The organism is Bdellovibrio bacteriovorus (genome assembly GCF_025558485.1).
In the GTDB taxonomy this organism is placed as follows: Bacteria; Bdellovibrionota; Bdellovibrionia; order Bdellovibrionales; family Bdellovibrionaceae; genus Bdellovibrio; species Bdellovibrio bacteriovorus_G.
In genome coordinates this window covers 2,575,548-2,590,733 of sequence record NZ_CP102930.1, presented here as the reverse complement: position 1 = coordinate 2,590,733, position 15,186 = coordinate 2,575,548, and the positions used below count along the sequence as shown (strand labels likewise).

Sequence of the window (15,186 nt, the reverse complement as noted above, 5' to 3'; positions counted from 1 at the left end):
AGAAATCGCATGTTTCTGTTTTCAGCTTCCCTGCGCGAGCATTATCTCTATCAGGTTCAAAGGGTTAATCTCAGCCGGGACTGCAAAGTCCCAACACCCCTAGCGTTTCGGGAGCGTTATGGGCCATGGCCCCCATCTGAGTCAAATCTTTTCTGGCAAGGGCAAAACTTGGCGTTATTTTTAAGAATTCCATTTCTTTCCGGGAAGTCATGCTAAGCTTTATATATGACGCCGAATCAAGAGTTGCTGTTTTCATTTTTAAAGATCCCCCCGAACGGCGAGGAGCTGCCCTTTCGCACCCTGACCGCCGAGGAAAAAGCAGCCTTTTATGTGGACCTGACTTTTTTGGAATCAGCCATCAGGTTTATGCAGGATGAACAGTGGCTTTTAGCCAAACAGACCGACTTCTCTGAACAATATCAAAACTTTCTTCACGGCATCTTTTCCTCAAATCTTCTTTCGCTTCAATATCTTCAGGAACTTCTGGCTGCATTTACAGCCAAACAATTTAAATCACTGGTAAAGCGTGCCGAAGAGCAGGAACGATATTTTATCGCACATATTCGCCAGATGCCCGTGGACGAACAGCGACGTTTTATGCGCAAGGCTTTGCAGCTGATGGTGCAGGTGTTTCAGCACGAGCATGTTCTGGTTCAAGGCGGAAACATCCGGGCTCGGTCCCTGGCGTTTTCCCTGTATCGTACCTTTGATGGGCTGGATCAGATTTTCGGATTGGACTATTCCGCCGACATTGGCATGAAGACGGATTTAAAGATCAATGAAAGACTGTATGAAGGCGCAGGGCTGGGCGTACAATCCTCTTATTCAACATTGCTGACAGCTTTACGGGAAATCAAACCTTCGGAAGGGTGTCGGTTTATTGACCTGGGATCAGGTTATGGACGGGTGGGGCTGGTGATCGGCTTCCTGCGCCCGGATATTGATTTTATCGGCTACGAATACGTCAAGCATCGCGTGGATATTTCCAATGTTTCAACGGCTAAGTTCGGGCTGGAAAAAAATGTCCATTTTTATACTCAGGATCTGGCAGAAAAGGATTTTAAAATTCCCGAGGCCGAGGTTTATTATCTGTATGATCCCTTCAGTAAAGAAACCTATTTGCATGTTTTAAATCAACTGGTCGAGGTGTCCCGGCATCGTCGCATTGTGGTGGTCACCAAAGGCAATGCCCGCTTGTGGCTGCAAGAAGTCGCCGATCAGGAAGGCTGGCCTCCCGGCCGGGAATTTGATCAGGGAAATCTTGCGATCTTTGTCAGCCAATAGATTATTTGGCGAACTTGACTTGAAACTTTTGTCCTTTGATACGCCCATCGCGCAGTTTTTGTAAAGCTGTGTCGGCGACTTTGTTGGCAACAGCCACATAGGAAATACGATCCTGAATTTCAATCTTGCCGACATCCGCACCGGACAGTCCGGCGTCACCAGTCAAAGCCCCCAGAATATCCCCCGGGCGAAGTTTGTCCTTGCGACCGCCCGAAATGGAAATGGTCTTCATCGGAGCTTCGCGCAGATTTTTGTTCAAGCCATATTGGTTTTTGAATCCCAGTGACGGGCGCTGGAGCTTAACTCCCGTCAAATCACTGAAGGCAGTCAGCTTCAAAGTGTCTCGGGGGTGGGCCAGTGTGACGGCGATTCCGCTTTTGCCGGCCCGACCTGTGCGCCCGATGCGATGAACATAGATTTCAGGGCTTAGCGGCAGATCAAAATTCACCACCAGTTCCAGATGATCAATGTCCAGACCACGGGCTGCGACGTCGGTGGCCACTAAAATACGATGAGACTTGTTGCGGAACAAAGCCATCACACGGTCACGCTCGCGTTGTTCCATGTCTCCGTGCAGGGCTCCGGCCGGAACGCCCTGGCTGGTTAGCAGTTCGGCAATACTGTCCACAGCAAGTTTTGTATTGCAGAAGACAATGGTTGAATCTGAAGGATGCTGTTGCAGCACGCGCATCAGGGTGTTGGTTTTGTCGTCATCTTCGCTGTCATAGACAATCTGCTCGATGGCGTTGGTGTCATTCTCTTCCTCGATGGTCACTTGGGTGACATGGCGCTGGTATTTACGACTAAGATGTTCGATGGATTCAGGGAAGGTGGCAGAGAAAAAGACCGTCTGACGTGACCCTGGAAGGTCCCGCATGACGGTTTTGATTTCATCGGCGAAACCCATATCCAGCATTTTGTCGGCTTCATCGAGCACCACTGTTTTTACACCGGAAAGATCCACACGACTGCGAGTCACAAAATCCGCCACGCGCCCCGGAGTTCCCACGGCAATCTGCACTCCGTTTTCCAAAGACTGCACCTGTTCGCGACCGGACTGCCCCCCGGTCAAAGACAGAACTTGCAAGCCGGGCATGCGGCGGCCCAGTTTGCGGATTTCACCCACGACCTGTGCTGCCAGTTCACGGGTGGGGCACAGAATCAGGGCTTGTAAATAAGCCTCTTCAATTTTTATTTTGTTTAAGATGGGCAGTGCAAAGGCGGCGGTCTTGCCGCTGCCGGTTTTTGCCTGACCAATGATGTCCTTGCCAGCCAACAGCAGCGGCATGCTCTGCTGCTGAATGGGTGTCATCTCTGCAAAGCCCAGTTCCTGAAGTACTGTCAACAGTTCTGAAGAAAGCGGCAGGGATGAAAAGTGATTTTCAGACACAGAAACCTCGATGAAAAATTGAAGTTATTCCTTAGCAGAATTTGCAATGAGGGGCCAATAAAATGAGCCGGTAAGAAATAGATTCCCGAAAGGGGGCTTTTGTGGCATCACTGGCGTCACTATGGTTCAAATTGGTCAGATCAATAAGCTTAAAGTCATTAAACGTGCAGAGTTCGGGGTTTTCCTTGATGGAGACAGCGATGGCGAAATTCTTTTGCCTCGCCGATACGTGCCGGAAAAATGCGAGCTGGGTGACGAGCTGGAAGTTTTCGTCTGTTACGACTCTGAAGATCGTCTGATGGCGACGACCGAGATGCCTTTTGCCATGGTCGGAACCTTTGCCAACTTGCGTGTTAAATCTTTGGAGCGAGTCGGGGCCTTCCTGGACTGGGGGCTGACGAAGGATCTGTTTCTGCCTTTCAGCGAACAGACGCGGGACTTGAAAATGGGGCAGTATGCTGTCGTGTATTTGTATCTGGATAAGAGTGATCGTATTTCTGCATCCATGCGTCTGGAGCGCTTCATAGACAAAGAGCCCGGCACCTATGAGCCCGGTCAGGTTGTGGACCTGTTCATCGCTGCGAAAACAGATCTGGGATATAAAACGATCATCAACAACCGCCATTGGGGGATGTTGTTTGGGAATGAAGTTTTCCAGCGTTTGGATTATGGACAGAAGCTGCAAGGGTACATCAAGAATGTGCGTGACGATGGCAAGATTGATCTGACTTTGCAGCAGCAGACCGGATACAAAGCTGCTGCCGGTATTGCAGAAAAGATTTTGCAGGTTCTAAAAGAGCGCGGCGGTTTCCTGCCGATCAATGACAAGACCGATGCCGAAGTGATCTATGACCTCTTTGGGGTCAGTAAAAAGAAGTATAAAATGGCCTTGGGCGGGCTGTACAAGCAGCGTCTGGTGACAATCTCGGACGATGGATTGCGCCTTACCGGGCCGTCCTAGACCTGGCGGCGGGGGCACACCTTGGCTCCCTTGGAACTGCCTGTTTTGTGGGTTTTTCTGTATAAGTATTTGATTTTATGAATATTTATTGAATTTTTAGCGTTCTAGCCTGTACTTCGGGTCGGACCGGAATTTCTCCAAAATCTGCTCATTTGCACAAAACCTATTTTAATTGTTTCACTTTTGCCCGGAAGTTCGCTAGAAAATCTATCTAGAAGAATTTAGTCTCTGGAGAGTTTTCGGGCATAGGGCCCAGGACCTCTTAAGAGCTTCCCAAAAGCAAATCTTAGGAGGTTTATATGGGTAAAAAAATCTACGTTGGAAATCTGTCTTATTCACTTGATGATCAGTCTTTGGCTGATACTTTCGCTGAATTCGGTAACGTTGAATCTGCACGCATCGTGATCGATCGTGAAACTGGTCGTTCTAAAGGTTTCGCATTCGTTGAAATGTCAACTGATGACGAAGCTGCAACTGCAATCGCTAAATTGAACGGCGTTGAGTTGATGGGTCGTGCGATGAACGTATCTGAAGCTAAACCAATGGCTCCTCGTGAGAACCGTGGTGGCTTCGGTGGCGGTCGTGGCGGCGGCGGCGGTGGCCGTGGTGGCTTCGGTGGCGGTCGCGGTGGTAACCGCGGTTAATTTGAGATTTTCATCTTAAATTCCAAAGGGCAGGTTGATAAAACCTGCCCTTTTTTTATTTCCCCATGTCACATCTCAATCTGTCCTCAGAGCCAAAATATATTGGCATCTTCTTTGAAATAGTTTCCGTAACAGAGTTTTCTGGTGGCAATGAGGCCCCAGAGATTTCTTGGGGGGATTATGATTCGACGCACACTTCTGGCAGCTTTTTTCCTTTTGATTTCCTATCAGTCCAAGGCCGCACAAATTGGTTTTGTTGAAACTGCAGGAAATGCGTGCGAGTTGACTCCCGGTCGTTATGATCTGCAAGCCGCAGGGGAAGGTCGTGTCGTGATCCCCTCGGGTCTTTATGTGAAGAAAGAAGAAAACAGCCGCATCGCCCGAGGTACATGTACTTTCGCACTGACCTTGCAGGCTGAGCGCGGGAAAAAAATCATCGTGAAAGACAGCCGACAGTTATTAAGTCTGCGTGCTTATCCTCAGAATACCAAGGTGCGCGCCGAACTTGAAATCTTTAAGGCCGGGTCTCAGGGAACAAAGCAAGGCCTGGAAGCGCAAGCCACCGCGACAGCAGAAAAGCTGACCCAATATCTGGGACAGCAGGATGTGATTGTTGAAACGGCCTGCGGAGGTTCGGAAATACTGCGCGGAAATCTTTCTGCGACCATCATGGGTGAAGGCAAAGCCCGCGCCTTTGCCAAGAATCTGACTGTGGCGATTGAAGAGGTGGCTTGTCAGTAAGCCACGCACCACGGGCGGGGTGTAATAACCTTGGTGATTTCATTGGCCCGCATATACAGAAATTCAGGTCCCACCGACAAGCGCAGCCGTTCCCGGCGTTGAGAAATGCGTGAAACGGTGCGGATCTGGCCGTACCCCAGACCATCAGTCACCACTGCGCCACTCATTCCCTTTAAATTCCACTTTACTGTTTTCCCGGCAATGGGATTCACATCAGCATCTGTCAGGATCGTGGACACGGTTCCCTCTGTATCCCGGCAGAGCAGTCGGAAGTGCAGAACTACAAAGACCTCTTTGTGACAATCCTGATTGCGGGAATATCCGTATCCGGCCTCGCAGGTGTTGAAAACTCTTTCACTATAACCAAGTTCCTCTGAACCGCGGTCCAGCCCCAGAAAGGTCTGAAGGGCGACATAATCAATTTTGGCCGGGGCTTCTGGTTCTGTCGTGGCTGTCGCTGGCACAGTGGGAGAAATTTCTTTTTTGGGAGAGCTGCTGCATCCTGCAAGAAGGCATACCAAGGCTGCAAAAATCCACTTCATAGTCGTCACCTCAAATCTTCAAATAGGGTAGGTCAATTCTGGTAAATTACAAAGCGATCTATTTTGGATAAATTGTAAAACTATTTTACCGTCAAAGGATAATAACGGAGGACCTATGTTTAAGTTCTTAAGTAAAGGTCTTGTGCTGCTTTTGGTGGGAATTCATTCTGTTTCAGCTCAGGTGGACCCTATTGCCATTATTATTCGCAATGCCAAGGGGGAGCAGGTGGGGAATGCCACGCTTTCAGAGGTGCCTAATGGTGTGCGGGTTCAGATGGAGTTAAACAATCTTCCTCCCGGTCCCAAGGCTTTTCACATTCATGAAAAAGGACTGTGCACCCCACCGGATTTTAAATCCGCAGGATCTCATTTTGCACCGGACAGAAAGGTGCATGGCTTTAAAAGCAAGGGTGGCCCTCATGCCGGAGACATGGAAAATCTGACGGTTAAAGAGGATGGAACGGCTCAGATTGATATTGTGAATCCGATGATAACGATCCGGGCCGGGAAAAATTCAATCGTGTCTGCCGAGGGAACATCGCTGGTGATTCACGCTAAAAAAGATGATTATCGCACACAACCCGCAGGCAATGCGGGAGATCGCATCGCCTGCGGCGAGATTAAGTCACCACCGGAAACGAAGCCGGTGATTAAATAATTTATTTTGCAAAGGCGTAAATCAGGCTTCCGCCTTTCAGCAGGCCGATCACTTTATCGCGCAGATTGTTGGCCACGGCGGGACAGCCCCAGCTGCGGCCCTGAATCACGCTGGATTCACGCACGTAACTGGCGCCATGAATAACCACAGCGCGGGCGCGGGCGTTGGAATTCGTGCTGGAAAGTCCATCCAGTTTTAAAGATAAACCATGCTTGCCGGAATAAGTTTCCGCGGCACGATAGTAGCCCAGGGAACTGGCGTTGGAGCCGGACTTGTTACTGAATTTTTCAGCATAACCATCGTGGTTTGAGTCCGAGCCTTTTCCGTGGGCGGTATGGATGGCCCAAACCTCACCAGAGGCCATATTAACGATAAAGAAGCGGGCCTGGGTGGAACGTTTGCCGAAATCAATCAGGGAAATGTATTTCGTGTTTTTAAAGCGGGACTGATTTTTTTCAAAGTACACCACCGCTTCTGCCAGTGCCGTCGTATTTATCAGGCGCTTGGGATCAAGGTGATCGTATTTTTTCAGGATGCTGGCGGTGTCAGTTGTATTCGCCTCAGTCCCTACCGTCGTGGTGTCTTCAGTTTCAGTGTTGTCGATATCCGCAGCAGAGTCAGTTTTTTCAGTATTGGGAAGTCTCTGTTCGGTTTCGGTGTCGTCAGGAAGTTTTTCGGCAGCGCTGTAGTCTTCGCCAGAGCAGGCTGCCAGAGTCAGGAAAGTCGCGCCAACAAGGGAAAATTTGGTGATCAGGTTCATTCATCCTCCGTGATGAAGTGTTCAGTTCTTGGAAGGATGCTAGCTGACATGTGTTAACTGACGGAAAAATAGTTACGGGAACATAATTTTTAGGACCAAATGCCATGCGGAATCCGAATACACTCGGAATATTCCTGTCCAAAGTTCAGTGAACAAACTCAGGTTCGATGACAAAGTCCTGTGCGGGCTTAAGAGACAGCAAGGTTGCGGGTTTGGGGTTTTTATCCGGAGCAGGAAGAGTATTATGAAAGCATGAACTTGCGATGAATGAAGTTAGCAATAACAGAAGCTCGCAAGGACAAAGAGGAACGTGAACGGATCAAATGTTTGATCCCTCGCTAAAAAAGGAGAACTAACGAGCCATATGTTTCTTGGAAGATGAAAATAGAGATTGCTTTTCAGTGTCTCTGATTGAATTCAAAAAAGAACATTTCGTTTCCTCCAAATCCTCTGTGCCCATGTGTTTTTCACATGGGCATTATTTTTTAAAGGCACCGGAGAAAATGCTTTTTATACTGGGAGCTCCAACAAAGGAGTTCCTATGAATATCTGCGGGTGGTTTGAAATTCCGGTCAGCGATATTGGGCGTGCGATGAAATTCTACGAACAGTCTTTCGGTGTCACCATGAAAACCATGGAAATGGGGCCGACCAAGATGGCGTCTTTTCCCTGGACAGAAAAAGACGAAGGGGCCACCGGTGCACTGGTACAGGGGGATGGCTACAAACCTTCACATAGTGGCAGTCTGGTTTATCTGAGCGTTCCCAGTATCGAGGACACGCTTCAGAAAATTGAAACCAAAGGCGGAAAGACCCTGTCCCCCAAAAAAAGTATTGGTGAATGGGGCTTTATTGCCACCTTTGAGGACTGCGAGGGCAATCGTGTGGCCCTGCATTCCCTGAAGTAGGTATTGTTGAAAGCCAATTAAGAGTCCCGCAGGGGATTCTTGCAAAGTGGGAGGGGCTTCGGGTAGAAGTCCCCTCATGAAAACACTGATTTTGTCCTCCCTTTTATTCTTGTCTGTTCAGGCTTCTGCCGTGCAAAAACTTGTCTGTGTTCCCGGTTACGAGGAAATGCGCAAGGATGCGGTGATCGAAGTCACCTTCAAATATAATATTGATCCGCTAAAACCTTTTGTCGGTCGTTATGATCTGGGGGCGGAGCTGACCTTTAAAGATCTGGTCACACGTCAGCTGTACACGCGCCCGGACCTTGTGATGCGCCCTGAAGCTAATACCGCTGACGTCAGCATGCGTGGCGGAGCTGCCGGGATGGTTCACCTGCGTTTAAGCCCGGTTTTGAAAAATGGCAGCTTTGCCGGTCGTTATACAGGGGATCTGTTCATCAACGATCTGGATGTACGAGCTTATTATAATTTAGTTGGCACATCCAAAGAGCCCGGTATTCTTTGCGAAGCACACTAAGGTCTTCATTATTCATCCATAGTTTCAAAGTCCCGTCCTGAATCGGGACTTTTCCACCATACCTCCATATTTCCCTTCTAACCTGAACGGGAAACAGGAGGTCGTCATGACTCTAAAACAAGTCCACAAAACTGTATTTGCCCTGTCCGTGTTGTTGTCCCTTACATTTTTTGGGGCGCAAGCCTCAGCCCAGCAGCAAAAATCCCACGAGGCGATGCGAGAAGCTTTCCGCGCCTGCAATGAAGAGCTGGGAATTGAAAAGCCCGAACCCGGTCAGCGCCCTCAGGCTCCTGATGAAGAAACCCGTGCTAAAATGGATGCATGTTTAAAGGAAAAAGGATTTGAGCCACCGTCTAAGTTTGGCCCGGGGCCTGGTGGCGGTCGTGAAGGTCAGGAACGCCCCGGTGGGGGCGTTCGCTAAGTCTCTGCGGGCTTAGTTGCCGCAGACCTGATCCAGAGTCACCTGGTCTTTGTCCGGATTGAAGATGCGGCCCAAACGGCCTTTGATACCACCGGAGCTGCGGCGTTCGATTTCGCAATTATCCACTTTTGCGAACTGATCAGAAATCATCAGACGGTGCAGGCTGACACGCAAAGTGTTCAGCGCCGTCTGGGCTTTTACTTTCGTCATGATGGAATTAGTCAGCTTGTTGGCTGCATCCAGGACGTGCATCAGATCTGTCATGCCCACGTTGAAACGCAGAACTTCGGCTTCATAAACTTTCACCATATTGGCGTGAGCCTGAACAGAGGCGTCGTACTGTCTTTGGGATTCAATCAAGGCACCCAAAGTCACTTCCACCAGATTGGCTTGTTCAAACTGAAGCTCTTTTTTACGCAAGCGCAATTGTTCGATATTCAGATTGCTGATTTTCAAAGACGGGAAGTAAGCAAAACCGAAGTTCACAGAACCCGTTTGCTGAAGATCCCCGAAAGAACCATTGGAACGAGTCGCGCCCAAAGAACTGCCTCCCAGGAAGCTGAAGGCCTTGCTCCATTTGGCCACTTGCGCTGCCAAAATCATGGAGTTCATTTGCTTGTTTTCCGGGGACTTTTCAAAGATCTGATTCAGCATGTCCTGCGGTGACCAGGTTTCAGCCGGGGAGGCGGTCACTGTGGATGCCTGGAACACGATTTCTGAAGTCAATGGCAGTCCCAGAAGCTCACGCACGGCTGCTTTTTCACGGCGGATCAGTTCGTCAACTTGAGAAACCTGAACCAAAGCCATTTGCGTCTGCGCCTGAGCTTGCAGGTAGTCTTCCTTGCGGATGATACCCAGTTCTGCCGGAAGGCGAAGCTGCTCTTCGATGCCTTTCATATTTTCGTACTGAACTTGCAAAGCATCGCGAAGTTCCATGTCACCCAGGATGGTCATGTAGATGGAATACGCCGAAGAAAAACCATTCAACTGGGCGATGTAGTAAGAATTCCCCTGAGCACGCAACAAGTGCGCACTTTCTTTCAGATCCAGCCAGTTGCTTGGCATCAGGAAAGGCAGCAGGAAGGAAACGGAAGTCAAAGCAAAGCTGGGTCCACTGGAGATCACCGCGCCCAGATTAACGGAAGGCAGCAGGTTGCCACGGGCCACGTTCACTTTTTCCTTGGCTTGATAAACTTCGTTCAGAGAAATCGCGATTCCGACGTTGCGCTCAAGATACATGCGACGCAAAGATTCTGCGTTGATAGTCACAGGTCCCTGTTGAACTTTAGGTGCGGCAAAAGCACCGGATGCAGACACGAAGAAGGCAAGCAATAGCGCCGTTAGAACTTTCATGAAATCCCCCAGAAAATGAACACCGAAAGATTTATTGGGGCGCCGCCGCCTTGTCAAACGGAGTGTTATACGGACCCCAAAATAGAGTGAAAACTCCGGTGGAATCGAATTAAAACGCTTTTCAGAAGAGGCCTCGGGTCCCTGGCTGCGGGATGACTCAAGTTGAGCAGTCCCTCACCTAAAAGTTTGATCTCTGACAGGCTGTGATAGAATGGGAGCCAATCAGGAATTCGATTTCTAGGAGTTGTACGTTGGAAGATCAGAAGTCGTTTCAATATAGCTTTAATCAGCGCAATAACATGCTGGTGGTTTCCTTTTCAGGGGAAATCAGCACGCCGGTTTTGTCGGCCTTGGAAGCCTGTCGGCAGGAGTTGCTGGCAAAGTCCGAAGTGCGTTGTGTGGTTCTTTACTTTCAGGATGTCGGGTCGATCAGCACTGATGCGATTCCGTGGCTGGCCCAGGTCCAAAGGGATATTCGTCTTAAGAAGGCCGAAGTCCGCTTGTGCGCTTTGCCGGGGGCTTTGCGGGAACGACTGGTCCGTATGGGCGTCGTCCGGGGGTTGGAGGTTGCCGACGACCTGAAGTCCGCACTTTTGTCTTTCAGCCGCGTGGCCTGACGTGATATCGTGACCGGATGAATTCATATAGCTTTAAAAAATATCAACCTGCGGGTTTGCGTCTGTGGCACTGGCTGAATGCTTTGGCCATTCTGGGTTTGCTGGGCACTGCGTTTCTGCGCAAAACCTTTCTGAGCTGGCGTGGAAATGCCGCTCTTATTGAACAAAAAATTCAGGCGGCAGGCGGGGCCATCACCCCTGAACTGGCCAAGGACATTGCTGTCAGTATCCGCACTCCGATGTGGGACTGGCATTATGTTTTGGGCTTCACTCTGGGGGCGTTACTGGTGATCCGGATTCTGGTGGGGATTTTTTCTGTAAAATCCTGCCCGGCGACTCATGCAGTGAAGGCGACGTGGAATCTTTCCAGGGTTCCGGCGGCGGAAAAAGCCAATGCGATTCACTACACGTTGGTGCGCACAGGCTATGCACTGTTTTATTTGGTGACTGTCTTTATGGTGGTTTCCGGGGTCGTGATGTATTTCAAGGAAAATCTGGGGCTGGACAAGGCCGTGATAAATCCGATCAAGGAAATCCACGAGCTGTCCATGTGGTTCTTCGTGGTGTTCGTGGTCGGGCATCTTATCGGGGTCGTGATCGCAGAGCTTCGTCATGACCAGGGCCTGGTTTCTGATATGATCCACGGCGGGAAAAAATAGCCGTCACACGATTTAGGAAAAACAAAAGGCGTCGATCCCGGCGCCTTTTTTATTATTTGCAGATGGAAAGCTGTCCGATAACTTTTTTGATTTCCTTGAATTTTTGCCCCACACCCTGAGGGCGCAGAACATCCCAGTAGGATTTTCGGCTGAATAGTTTACCTTCACGGCGAAGCTGATCATCCATCATGTGCAAGGTGCAGCTGAACGTGGTTTCTGGTGTTTTGGAATCACCTTTATTGCAGCCCGGAGAGTATTTATGCTCTTTTCCACTGTGCAGTTGGATCACGCCGGCCAGACGTCCGTTCGGGCCCTGGGCTCTGTTCATGCGTGGATCTGTTCCGCAGGTGGACTCACCGATGGACATGACATTAATGATGGAAATCCAGATGATCTTCTTTTCAGAGTTTTTCAAAGAACTGTAAGACGGGCAAATCAAACGCAGGTCATCTGTACCTTCAAACAGATAGGAATAATCATTGGCGTTCAGATTGCGGGAAATGGACTTGCCCCATTTTCCCAGACCATTTTCAGTTACGAAGTTAGAGCAGTTGGCTTCCTGCTTGCGACCTTTGTTGTATTCAAACAGATCAAGCGGGGACTGGTCTCCTCCAACAGAGCTTCGCAGCTGGCGCAACTGATCGACAGTGCTGGAGGATGAAGTGCCACTTAAACAGCTGGCTGAAGTGCAGGGAGCTGCGGCACCATCGCGTTGGTACAGGGTGCCTCCGGTCGTTGATACTTTGGCTGCGGCGTTTACGGCAACCAGTGAGAATGCAAATGTAAATATCAATCGTTTCATAGCTTAAAGTCTCCGACATTACTGCAAAGCAAGTATGATGCCGAAGTCTCAAAACGAAATGAGGAGACTCTTGGAGTCTCCTCATGTTCATTTCCAGTACACTGTAATGCCGAAACTGCGCTGTCTCAGAGTGAGACGGGCGTCTTAGTCGCGGTACTGACGCTTCGGAGCGCGATGGCGTTTGATGCCACTGTGCTCACGACGCTCAGGAGCAAAACCACCACCACGTTCACTGCGCTCGCTGCGTTCCGCACGGAATGGACGCTCTGAACGCTCACTGCGTTCGGCGCGCTCTGTGCGTACCGCCGGGCGTTCGCTGCGTTCTGCCGGAGCGGACTCTGTACGAGGGGCTGCATTGCCACCACGGAAGCTTGCGCTGGCGCCGCCTCCAGAGTTGGAGCGGAAGCCACGGGAAGCCCCGGAGTCACGACGGCCTCCGCCGAATGGACGGCGCGCACGGTAATCATCACGATCACCGTCGTTGTCGCGGCTGCGTGTGAAGCGGTTGTCTTTTGGATCACGAGGCAAAAGCTCGCGAGGAACGCGGTCGCCCATGTAATCCAGCATCAAATCTTTTTTCACGAAGACGTTCGGGAAGTAAGCAGCGATAAAGCGCGCCAGAAGTTCTTCTTTGGAAAGAGCTTTCATGTCGATGTCTTCCGCCTGGATCAAATCCTGGATCAGGTCCATTGCCAGTTGCAATGGCACGGATTCAGGGTCCATGGTGCTGACTTTATCCATCACGTCTTTGATTTTCAGACCCGCCACTTCATCAGCAGAAGGCACAACACCTTTGGTCAGAACCGCTTTCGTGTTTTGCATCACACGGCGAAGCAAGGTCAATTGCTCTGGATTTACCAAAGTGATCGCAGTTCCTTTTTGACCATTACGGCCGGTACGACCGATACGGTGAACATAAGATTCAGAATCCCAAGGCAAAGAGTGATTGATAACGTGAGTCAGGTCTTTGATGTCCAGACCGCGTGCCGCAACGTCAGTCGCCACGATGACTTTGACATGACGTTGTTTGAATTTTTTCAAAGTCGCTTCACGTTCCTGCTGGGATTTATCACCGTGCAGGGAATCTGCCGGGAAACCACGTTGAGTCAGAATGTCAGCAAGCTCTGCCACTTCCATTTTCGTCTGACAGAAAATGATGCCATAGAATTCCGGAGCTGTTTGCAACAGGCGTGCAATCACTTCGGTCTTATAGGAATTTTTAACTGTGTAGTAAACCTGATCAATGGTGTCAGCAGTGCCGCCGACTTTGTTCACGGATACAGTTTCAGGGTTTTCAAGGTAAGTGGAAGTCAAACGACGAACTTCTGTGGACATGGTTGCAGAGAACAACCACGTACGGCAAGCCGCACGAACAGAGTCAGAATCTTCCGGCTGAGTTGCGGAAAGGATGGTTTCCAAAGCCTCTTTGAAGCCCATGGAAAGCATTTCATCGGCTTCATCCAGAACAACAGTTTTCACGCTTTGAAGCTTGATCATTTTCTGTTCAAGGAAGTCCACCAGACGACCTGGAGTTGCCACGACGATGTGAGCACCGCGTTTGATGCCGTCGATTTGTGTGCGGTAAGAAGCGCCACCGTAGATAGTCACTACGCGGACGCCTTTTTTCTTACCCAGCAAAGTCAGCTGTTCTGCCACTTGCAGAGCCAGTTCACGAGTGGGGCTAAGAACCAACGCCTGAGTGTCTTTGGTTGTGCTGTCGATGTTTTCGATCAGCGGAATACCGAAGGCAGCGGTTTTACCGGTACCAGTGGAGGCCAGACCGATAAAGTCATTGGCACCAGCCAGCAGAATCGGCAAAGCCTGACGCTGGATTGGGGTTGGAGTGGTGAAACCCATGTCTGCCATCGCAGCCATCACGGGTGCACTCAGTCCAAAGTTTTCAAAATTATCTACGGTTGTCAGTGGAGTCATTAGAGACCTTTCAGGTAATAGGAAGTGGTCTCAAATAAAAAACACCATATGTGCATTGATACCGCACTACTTGCGGCAGATCCAAGCCCACTTCAAAAAGATGCGCCAAGATAGTCGATCTTGGCGCGAAAAGCTTTATATATTTTTAATATTTCCCAGAATAATGAACTATTTGCACAACGGAAGGGTCTTGACGATAGCGGCGATGTTATTGATTTGTTGGTACTTTCCGCCGGATTTGATGACGGCCCAATAGACCCCGGAACTGACGACAATGCGACCTTTACTTTTGATTTGGCCAGCCATGATGCCGACTCCGCAGTGCAGGTTGATGTATGGGTCCAAGATGGTTTTCTTCGGATCGGTGGAGGCAAGGTTTTTATCCTTCTGCCAGTCGAACTTACAGTAGCGTGCCCATTGAACGTCCTGATAGGATAACTGAAGCAATCCCTCGGAATAAACCGCTTTGCCAGTCACAGGATCTGTGCCCATGGTGGTTTCCTGCATGCGGGAAACGGGACTGTAGGCGCTCTCATATTTGGCTATTGCCACGAAAAGTTGAGCCCAGGCATTGGCACGTTGGTTGTTGTCCAAAGAGTTGTAGCGCGGGCAGAAGGTCGTGATGTCATCAGCGCCCGGCAAAAGACTGCTCCAATCGTTTAAGATGATCTCTTGCAGATATTCAGACCATTTGGTTCGTTCCGGATATTTGCTGCTTTCCCAGGCCAAGGCCTGCATTTTATAGCCTGGCTCTGGATCTGGCGTCGGAGTCGGTGTTGGCTCTGGCGTTGTGCCGCCAGTGTCGGTATTGCCATCATCCGTGCCGGGATCAACAACCCCGCTGCTGTTGTTGTCGTCCGGGACAACGCTGGGAAATTGGCTGGATTTTGAACAACCTGTGAACAGAACAACGAGTGAAATCAGCATGGCTGCGAACGTATTGTTTTTAACTGCATTGTGATTCTTTGTTGCGATCATGTGGAACCCCCGCAGGGCTA

Annotated in this window: 17 protein-coding genes and 1 riboswitch; of the genes, 10 read left to right on the top strand and 7 right to left on the bottom strand. The window is 49.9% G+C overall.

Annotation, left to right across the window (positions count from 1 at the left end; translation table 11 throughout):
• Window positions 1–10: 10 nt before the first annotated feature.
• Window positions 11–111, bottom strand: a riboswitch (TPP riboswitch).
• 114 nt (window positions 112–225) lie between these two features.
• Window positions 226–1,284, top strand: coding sequence for a class I SAM-dependent methyltransferase (locus EZJ49_RS12740; RefSeq protein WP_262552549.1), 1,059 nt, complete (start codon window positions 226–228; stop codon window positions 1,282–1,284).
• Between the two features lies 1 nt (window position 1,285).
• On the opposite strand, the gene dbpA is transcribed toward EZJ49_RS12740, so the two are convergent.
• Complete coding sequence (gene dbpA, locus EZJ49_RS12735; protein WP_262552548.1) at window positions 1,286–2,674, bottom strand: ATP-dependent RNA helicase DbpA; 1,389 nt, start codon at window positions 2,672–2,674, stop codon at window positions 1,286–1,288.
• 121 nt (window positions 2,675–2,795) lie between these two features.
• Here dbpA and EZJ49_RS12730 point away from each other — a divergent pair, with 121 nt between their 5' ends.
• From EZJ49_RS12730 to EZJ49_RS12720, 3 genes are all read left to right on the top strand, one after another.
• Window positions 2,796–3,635 (top strand): S1 RNA-binding domain-containing protein, encoded by an 840-nt coding sequence (locus EZJ49_RS12730; RefSeq protein WP_262552547.1) that lies wholly within the window; start codon window positions 2,796–2,798, stop codon window positions 3,633–3,635.
• 299 nt (window positions 3,636–3,934) lie between these two features.
• Complete coding sequence (locus tag EZJ49_RS12725) at window positions 3,935–4,279, top strand: RNA recognition motif domain-containing protein (RefSeq protein WP_262552546.1); 345 nt, start codon at window positions 3,935–3,937, stop codon at window positions 4,277–4,279.
• 180 nt (window positions 4,280–4,459) lie between these two features.
• Window positions 4,460–5,020, top strand: a complete 561-nt coding sequence (locus tag EZJ49_RS12720) for a hypothetical protein (RefSeq protein ID WP_262552545.1) — start codon at window positions 4,460–4,462, stop codon at window positions 5,018–5,020.
• Here EZJ49_RS12720 and EZJ49_RS12715 read toward each other — a convergent pair.
• The gene (locus EZJ49_RS12715) at window positions 5,014–5,562 is read right to left on the bottom strand and encodes a hypothetical protein (RefSeq protein ID WP_262552544.1); all 549 of its coding nucleotides are present in this window, start codon (window positions 5,560–5,562) and stop codon (window positions 5,014–5,016) included. The genes EZJ49_RS12720 and EZJ49_RS12715 overlap by 7 nt on opposite strands.
• A gap of 115 nt (window positions 5,563–5,677) precedes the next feature.
• Here EZJ49_RS12715 and EZJ49_RS12710 point away from each other — a divergent pair, with 115 nt between their 5' ends.
• On the top strand, window positions 5,678–6,220 hold the full coding sequence (locus EZJ49_RS12710; protein ID WP_262552543.1) for a superoxide dismutase family protein: 543 nt from the start codon (window positions 5,678–5,680) through the stop codon (window positions 6,218–6,220).
• Between the two features lies 1 nt (window position 6,221).
• Here EZJ49_RS12710 and EZJ49_RS12705 read toward each other — a convergent pair whose 3' ends face one another.
• On the bottom strand, window positions 6,222–6,980 hold the full coding sequence (locus tag EZJ49_RS12705) for a murein L,D-transpeptidase catalytic domain family protein (RefSeq protein WP_262552542.1): 759 nt from the start codon (window positions 6,978–6,980) through the stop codon (window positions 6,222–6,224).
• 541 nt (window positions 6,981–7,521) lie between these two features.
• Between EZJ49_RS12705 and EZJ49_RS12700 the strand changes: the two genes are divergently transcribed.
• The 3 genes from EZJ49_RS12700 (at window position 7,522) to EZJ49_RS12690 (ending at window position 8,825) form a co-directional block, all read left to right on the top strand.
• Window positions 7,522–7,887: a VOC family protein gene (locus EZJ49_RS12700; RefSeq protein ID WP_262552541.1), complete on the top strand. Its 366-nt coding sequence runs from the start codon at window positions 7,522–7,524 to the stop codon at window positions 7,885–7,887.
• 76 nt (window positions 7,888–7,963) lie between these two features.
• A complete protein-coding gene (locus EZJ49_RS12695) occupies window positions 7,964–8,404 on the top strand; it encodes a hypothetical protein (RefSeq protein ID WP_262552540.1) in 441 nt (146 codons plus the stop codon).
• A gap of 106 nt (window positions 8,405–8,510) precedes the next feature.
• On the top strand, window positions 8,511–8,825 hold the full coding sequence (locus EZJ49_RS12690) for a hypothetical protein (protein ID WP_262552539.1): 315 nt from the start codon (window positions 8,511–8,513) through the stop codon (window positions 8,823–8,825).
• A gap of 12 nt (window positions 8,826–8,837) precedes the next feature.
• Here the strand turns inward: EZJ49_RS12690 and EZJ49_RS12685 are convergent, their stop codons facing one another.
• Window positions 8,838–10,178: a TolC family protein gene (locus tag EZJ49_RS12685; RefSeq protein ID WP_262552537.1), complete on the bottom strand. Its 1,341-nt coding sequence runs from the start codon at window positions 10,176–10,178 to the stop codon at window positions 8,838–8,840.
• A gap of 251 nt (window positions 10,179–10,429) precedes the next feature.
• Here EZJ49_RS12685 and EZJ49_RS12680 point away from each other — a divergent pair, with 251 nt between their 5' ends.
• Both EZJ49_RS12680 and EZJ49_RS12675 read left to right on the top strand, forming a co-directional pair.
• Window positions 10,430–10,795, top strand: coding sequence for an STAS domain-containing protein (locus EZJ49_RS12680; protein WP_262552536.1), 366 nt, complete (start codon window positions 10,430–10,432; stop codon window positions 10,793–10,795).
• A 17-nt stretch (window positions 10,796–10,812) separates the two neighbouring features.
• Entirely contained in the window at window positions 10,813–11,454 is a 642-nt protein-coding gene (locus EZJ49_RS12675; protein ID WP_262552535.1) for a cytochrome b/b6 domain-containing protein, read from the top strand.
• A gap of 52 nt (window positions 11,455–11,506) precedes the next feature.
• On the opposite strand, the gene EZJ49_RS12670 is transcribed toward EZJ49_RS12675, so the two are convergent.
• The 3 genes from EZJ49_RS12670 to EZJ49_RS12660 form a co-directional block, all read right to left on the bottom strand.
• Complete coding sequence (locus tag EZJ49_RS12670; protein ID WP_262552534.1) at window positions 11,507–12,256, bottom strand: hypothetical protein; 750 nt, start codon at window positions 12,254–12,256, stop codon at window positions 11,507–11,509.
• Between the two features lie 144 nt (window positions 12,257–12,400).
• The gene (locus EZJ49_RS12665; RefSeq protein WP_262552533.1) at window positions 12,401–14,188 is read right to left on the bottom strand and encodes a DEAD/DEAH box helicase; all 1,788 of its coding nucleotides are present in this window, start codon (window positions 14,186–14,188) and stop codon (window positions 12,401–12,403) included.
• 168 nt (window positions 14,189–14,356) lie between these two features.
• Window positions 14,357–15,166 carry a hypothetical protein gene (locus EZJ49_RS12660; protein WP_262552532.1) on the bottom strand — a complete coding sequence of 270 codons (810 nt, stop codon included), beginning with the start codon at window positions 15,164–15,166 and terminating at the stop codon, window positions 14,357–14,359.
• Between the last annotated feature and the right edge of the window lie 20 nt (window positions 15,167–15,186).